Source organism: Gilliamella sp. wkB18 (assembly GCF_001690875.1).
Lineage (GTDB): Bacteria > Pseudomonadota > Gammaproteobacteria > Enterobacterales > Orbaceae > Gilliamella > Gilliamella apicola_A.
In genome coordinates, this window is record NZ_LZHM01000108.1 from 1 (window position 1) to 7,053 (window position 7,053).

Below are 7,053 nucleotides of genomic sequence, written 5' to 3' on the forward strand. Positions count from 1 at the left end.
AAACCAACTTAAAGCAATCGGAAAGTTGTTTAATTCATCACGGTACATTGAGCCTAAGTTATATTGTGCTTTAGCCAGTCCCTGAGCGGCCGCTTTTTCAAATAATAGTCGTGCTTTAGTGTGATCCCCTTTTTGGTAAAGCAAATTATCGCCGTAAAAAATTTCGCCCAAGGTGTTTTGGGCAATGGCATCACCACTTTCAGCCAGTTCAGTGCACCGCTGAATATTTGCTTCATCACGTGAAAGTTGGCAAGTGGGTTGCTCCGAGGCGCTAGGCATCAAGCGAGTTTGGGTCCCATTGGTATGATGATTGCCCTTGGCAAAAGCCGACATCGCAAATAAGGCAATACCAAACCCCAATACCGCATAAGGGATTTTTTTCATTTTCATTCCATTTATAACTATTTTTGATGAATTTTAATATGGTTAACCTCGCTAATTGTATAGCAAAAATCCGTAGTAACAAATTAAAAAACAAACAATAAACAGCTCAAAAAACAAATAGTAAACGATCAAGATCAATCGCAACATCCTGTAATTATGTTACGAATTGAGCAGGAAGTATTAAAACGGATGGTTTAGTTGTTTTTCAAACTCAACAATAAAAAAACGGGCGATGCCCGTTATTTATTGCGTTACATTATCTTCAAGAGGAGGGTAATTAGGCCAAAATCCTGGTTTATTTACTTGTCCCATTTTTAATGCATATTTGCGCCATAACATGGCTTTTTGGAGATCATTGCCTTCTCCTTTATAAAAATAACTTAGTAAAGTCATTGTGTTATAATAGCCTTGGATGGATTTTTTTATAAAGTAACGTTCTTTTAATTTCAGTAGATCGCCTGTATCTTTACCCGACCAGACATCGAAGGTATTTCTTCGGTTTTTCGTTAAAATAAACAGATGCGAACTATTTAGCATGTCTAGATTGTAGAAGTTCTTAAGTCCATATAATGATCCATAGATAAAATCTTCATCACTGCCTTCTATAATAGAGTAATATCTAATTCTAATAGTTTTTTGATCTTTATGCTCTAATTTGGTTTTTAACCCATAATGTCGATACATTACGCTATAAAAAAAATTCCATAAGGTTTCATCGGGTTGCAGTTGGTAGACTTGTTCAAGTAAGGTAAAGGCTTTATGTTCATCGACTTTGATGCCTAATCCTTGCATATACATAAATGCTAATGTTCTAATTGCAGGCACAAACTGCTGATTTGCGGCTTTTTCATAGAGTTTAAAAGCATGGTTTTCGTCTTTATCAACGCCGATACCAAACAGATAAAAATAAGCTAAATTGGTTTGAGCTAATGCATGTCCTTGGTTAGCGGCTTTTTGGTACCATTCAATGGCTTTTTGTAAATTAGGCTCGACCCCTTGCCCATATTCACTCAGTGGGTAAATGCTGCGTCTATAATAATCAACAGGCAAGTTATTATCAAGCTTTGCAAATTTTGCTTTAATATCAGGGATTTTTTTGTCTAGATTTTTACCGTTTTGATCAAAAATATACGGTCTAGGGGGTTTACCCCCCGATGCATTTTCGTAAATATAACCAATACTATTTTGTGCATCGGCATTGCCTTGAGCAGCAGCTTTTTCAAACCAACTTAAAGCAATCGGAAAGTTGTTTAATTCATCACGGTACATTGAGCCTAAGTTATATTGTGCTTTAGCCAGTCCCTGAGCGGCCGCTTTTTCAAATAATAGTCGTGCTTTAGTGTGATCGCCATCTTTGTACCAAGGTTTAATAATATAAAATATTTCACCTAAGGTATTTTGGGCAATGGCATCACCCCTTTCGGCCAGCTCGGTGCAGAGTTTAATGTTTTCTTTATCAAACTTAAGTTGACAAATCTGCTGAGTAGGTTGGTTTGTGCTGTTATCAGATTCTGTAGCAAAATTTATAGTGTTATTGGCATAACTCAAAAACGATACAAAGTACAATAAAGAGGCAGTGTGAAGGATTTTTTTCATTTTTATTCCATTTATTACTATTTTTAATAATTTTGATGTGGTTAACTTAACTAATTGTATAGCAAAAATTTGCGACTACAAATTAAAAAGTAAGCAATGGATATTAAAAAAACGAAGATCAAAGTGATCAAAATCAAATTCAATACCCAGCAATTATATACAAATGGAGCGAGCATGGTCAGTTAATTAAATAGACTCATCCATGCAATACCTGTATAACGAATCCTAATAAAACCAAACAGTATAAACTCCTCAAAGTTTTTTACAAAACTAGGCAATTACGTTAAAAATAAAATGGCTGAGTAAGCTCAGTCATTTTTTCACATTGAAATCCCCTGTTATGTTCATCATCAATAAACTTTCTCCTTTTTCCTAAACTATTTAAGAGATAGTTACAAGATAAAAATATTGCAATGTATAAAAATGTATTTTAATAAATAAATTAAGTGCTTTTAAAACTTCATCGATTAACATTTGAAATGCTCTTTGCCATTTAGAACAAAAGTATTCCCTGTATACACAGGGATCCCCCTTTATCTTAATGCGAAAACCCTAACCCCACTTAATTGATAAAATTGTTAGACAAAAACAGCACCTGTGAACCTTGGACTGATTTTACACCAAACTCAAGTGAACACTTAGCGCTCACTATGGAACGCTACAGCCTAAGCAAAGAACCGATGATTATTGCAATTGAAGATCCTATTGGTATTGCAACCGAATTAAATGGTTATTATAACGAATCTTATGTTCCTGTTTTACAATATCAGAAAGAACGAAAATTAGAATACGATGCCTTAGGCTACATTGAGCAAGCAAAATCTTTAGCAGTAATGAAAAAATATTACAAAGACTACTCCTTTCCGAACCATAATAACCAGTATGTTAAAGAGGTAATGAAAAACGGCAAAATAGAACATCACCCCGACAAGCCCATGTATTGTACCAGTCGCGAGCTAGAAACGCTTATCCGTGAACAACTTTATAGTAAAGCAAATGGGTACGGCTACTATAACGATTTTTATGAGTTTAGTTTGTATCAAAAAGCCGGTGGTAAAGTATTTAATATATCAATTTATGAAAGTTTAGTTCAAAAAGAGAAACTTAACCGCATAAGCCCGAGTGAAGCAACCTTAATTAAACCGCTTCAAAACGAGTTAGTGCAAAAGTATAACAAATCGGTTAAAGATTTTTACAGTCAAGAATCGACATTAAAAGCGAAGCGTGAACAAGATATCAAAAAATATCTGCAAAAATATGAAGAGTTAGTTAATACCCAACCATTTGAAGACAAACACAACGAATTGATAAAATTGGTTGAAGAAAAGTATCAAAGCCGTGTTAAACAACTTATTACGTGGATACGTGACAGTAATTTTTACACAACTGTTTACAAAGATATTGACGGTAATGCGTTATATGATTTTGATGATGGCAATCATCCTGAACTTCAAAAATTAGAAGAAAAGCACGAAAAAACCTTGCAAGAATCCCTTAAATTGGGCGAAATCAATGAAGCAGATCTCGATGATTTACGGAAAATCAATATTGAAGGCCTTTTATTTGCGTTTATTATCAACAAAGTAACCCGAGGGCTTGAACTGTGTGAAGAAGGCAAAACCTTTTTACACTCTATGGCAAGTATAGACTATGCCAGACCTAATAACGAAAACGTTAATGGTATGTTATGGCGCATGCTTGCTTACCATAATGATGACCTACTTAGCATGATTAATCAGGTGGTAGACCAAGCTCAATCTAATGAAAATAAATCGCATATTGAAAAATCGGTCGACAAGCTAACCGCTAAATTGGATACATTGCCTTACGCAAAAATAGCTTTGAGATTTAAATTTTTACAAGATGTTATACTATCCCTTGATGAATTAAAACGTTATGATCGCAATGATCATGTAAAAGAACATGTGGCTTTGCTGAAATTTATAAAAATTAAAATTAAAGACTTTACATTTGGTGACATAATAACCGCTAAAATAACCAACCTATTACAACCGATATTTGACAAGCTAAGTCATTCACTTTATTCAGCCAGTACCGCCATGTATAAAATGTTATCATTAACCATAGCAGGGGTATTAAAAGGGACAGCTACCACCTATTTACATTTAGAATACCAAATGATCGCAGCCATAATTAACTTAGATCAAGGTCCTAACTTTGGCACCGCTAATGCGCCACGGTATCATCCTCGCTGGGAATTGCGCAAAAGGGCCGCAATCAGCAAAGCCCGCTCATTGCTAAACGATGCCATAGCTAGCCTTGATCGGCGTCTTAATGTTATTGTTAACCGCACGTTATCGCAAAATAAAGCCAATAAATTTTTACACTTTATTTTTAAAGCGAGCGATGTCGAACCCGGCATTTCCAAAACCCTTTCTACCACACTGAAATCCATGCGTATGGCAGCGGTGGTTGCCATGCTTGAGCTGTATAATTTCAATAGTCTAAGCAAAACCCACCCCAATTTAAAACAAAATGAATATTTTTCAACCTTAAAAGCCTCTGCTGGTTTTGCTTTAGCGGCTGCCAGCATGGAATTAATGGCAATGGTCACTGCGGTATTTAAAGGTGTAAAAAGCGTTTTTTATAGTGTAGGGAAGGCATTATCGGGAATATTAGGGGGAATTTCGGCTTACTTTATGGCTAGTGGAGCAGGTCTAAAAGCGGAAGAAGAAGAAGAAAAAGGAAATTATGGATTAAGTAGAATTATATTTGTTTCAGCTATTCTACAAGGTGGAATAGGTCTACTTACAACGATGGCTACATTTTCTTACCATTTTGTATGGTGCCGACGGTTTTTAACTAATCGAACTGTATTCGGGATAATTCAATTCTTAGCTAAAAATATTGGTATGAAAAAAATTGCCTCAATGGTAGCCTTACGGTTATTTTTATGGCGATTTGCTGGGCTATTAGGATTGATAATTATGGTGTTAGATTTTGTTGTTGACCTGCTATCAGACGATAATTTGGAAACTTGGCTTAAACGTTGTGCCCTGCGTACCAATAAATATTTAATGCCTCATAATAAAAGTCATATTTATCAAACCCCACAGCAACAAACTGAAGCGTTTGAAAAAGAAGTATTAAATGATATGTTTGATATTAACAAAAATGAATCACAAGCTAATAACAATACCAACTATACTATTGATATTGATGAAGCATTAGCATTAATTGAACAAGATATGGATGAAAGAGGATTTTTAAATGGCTAAATACAATCTACTAAAAGGCACCGTAAGCCACCTATATGTGGAAGATGACCCGAAAGAGCTACGCGCTGATGATATCGGTCTATTAGCGATAATTGGCTTGGCAATTGTGGGCATGTTTGAGGCAATCGGAGCTTTAATTGGGGCATTAACAGCAGGTAGCATTACCCTAGAAGGTAAAAGTTTTCAATGCTATGTCGGTCGTAAAAAGGTACAAGGAAAATTAGAGCATATTAGCTTTAAAGACGGCGATTACGTAGAAATGGTGGTAGAGCAAATTGATGATAATCACTATCAATCCTATGCCGTGCGTATGCCTCAAAACCACGCTTTGTATTTTCCTCGTTCGGTTGGTGTAACAACCTTAACAATGTTAAAATATATCTCAATTGTTCTTGGTGTCATTAGCTTATTAGCTTATTTTGTTTTGATAACTATGATGTATATTCAGATAGAAATGGATATATCAGACTTCATTATTTTTACGATGTCTAATATTTTCATGTATTTTTTCATGCTGATTTTATTATTTTTATCATTCGGCGGTCGCCATTCTTTTATCAGTAACCGCATCTATGCAACATTAGGCTATCCCAAATCGTGGTTACATAATAGTGCAAAAGAACACGATCGTTTTAAAAAACTTAATCGCTCGGAAGATCCTGAACTGTTTAACGATCCACAAACGCCAGAATTTCAACGGATAAAAAAACTTGATTCCCATGCCAATTATTATTGCCGAACACCTGTATTACCCAATTGGGTTAAAGTGATTGATGAACGAGGCTTTACCCCAGATCAAAGCGAACAATCAATAGAAGATCAGGGTCAAACCAATGGCTAAATACAGCTTATTAAAAGGCACCGTAAGCCACCTATATGTGGAAGATGACCCGAAAGAGCTACGCGCTGATGATATCGGTCTATTAGCGATAATTGGCTTGGCAATTGTGGGCATGTTTGAGGCAATCGGAGCTTTAATTGGGGCATTAACGGCAGGTAGCATTACCCTAGAAGGTAAAAGTTTTCAATGCTATGTCGGTCGTAAAAAGGTACAAGGAAAGTTAGAGCATATAAGCTTTAAAGACGGCGATTACGTAGAAATGGTGGTAAAGCAAATTGATGATAATCACTATCAATCCTATGCCGTGCGTATGCCTCAATACCACGCTTTGTATTTTCCTCGTTCGGTTGGTATAACTACCTTGCAACAATTAACAGGTTGTTCAATTTTTATGGGAATATTGGGGCTGTTAATTTTTTTATTTATGCTTCCAGCTACGATCAGCACATGGCAACCATTTGAAAAATGTTTTGAATTATTTATTATGGTGTGCTGTGTTACTATTGGCTTAATATTATTATTGTTTTTTTCATCGGGGGGGGCATGTTCTTTTGTTAGTAATCGCATTTATGCAACGTTAGGCTATTCCAAACCTTGGTCACACGATTGTATAAAAGAGCATGACCGTTTTAAAAAACTTAATCGCTCGGAAGATCCTGAACTGTTTAACGATCCACAAACGCCAGAATTTCAACGGATAAAAAAACTTGATTCCCATGCCAATTATTATTGCCGTACGCCTATTTTACCTAATTGGGTAAAAGTTATTGATGAACGTGGGTTTACCCCAGATGGAAATGAGAACCAATAGAACAGCAGGATAAAACCAATGGCTAAATACAGCTTATTAAAAGGCACCGTAAGCCACCTATATGTGGAAGATGACCCAAAAGAGCTACGCGCTGATGATATCGGCCTATTAGCGATAATTGGCTTGGCAATTGTGGGCATGTTTGAGGCAATCGGAGCTTTAATTGGGGCATTAACGGCAGG

At 35.9% G+C, this 7,053-nt stretch carries 4 protein-coding genes and 1 pseudogene; 3 read left to right on the plus strand and 2 right to left on the minus strand.

Annotated elements, in window-relative coordinates; genetic code table 11:
* A pseudogene (locus A9G48_RS10600) lies at nt 1-384 on the minus strand (sel1 repeat family protein); the annotation flags it as partial.
* 243 nt (nt 385-627) lie between these two features.
* Nucleotides 628-1,980: a tetratricopeptide repeat protein gene (locus tag A9G48_RS10605; RefSeq protein ID WP_065576150.1), complete on the minus strand. Its 1,353-nt coding sequence runs from the start codon at nt 1,978-1,980 to the stop codon at nt 628-630.
* Nucleotides 1,981-2,555: 575 nt separating this feature from the next.
* Here A9G48_RS10605 and A9G48_RS10610 point away from each other — a divergent pair.
* Genes A9G48_RS10610 through A9G48_RS10620 form a run of 3 tightly spaced genes read left to right on the plus strand, consistent with a single transcriptional unit; the run spans nt 2,556 to nt 6,871 of the window.
* Complete coding sequence (locus A9G48_RS10610) at nt 2,556-5,219, plus strand: hypothetical protein (RefSeq protein ID WP_141673001.1); 2,664 nt, start codon at nt 2,556-2,558, stop codon at nt 5,217-5,219.
* The gene (locus tag A9G48_RS10615) at nt 5,212-6,060 is read left to right on the plus strand and encodes a hypothetical protein (RefSeq protein WP_065576152.1); all 849 of its coding nucleotides are present in this window, start codon (nt 5,212-5,214) and stop codon (nt 6,058-6,060) included. The genes A9G48_RS10610 and A9G48_RS10615 overlap by 8 nt, the downstream gene beginning before the upstream one ends.
* On the plus strand, nt 6,053-6,871 hold the full coding sequence (locus tag A9G48_RS10620) for a hypothetical protein (RefSeq protein ID WP_065576153.1): 819 nt from the start codon (nt 6,053-6,055) through the stop codon (nt 6,869-6,871). Before A9G48_RS10615 ends, A9G48_RS10620 begins: the two co-directional genes overlap by 8 nt.
* Nucleotides 6,872-7,053: the final 182 nt, after the last annotated feature.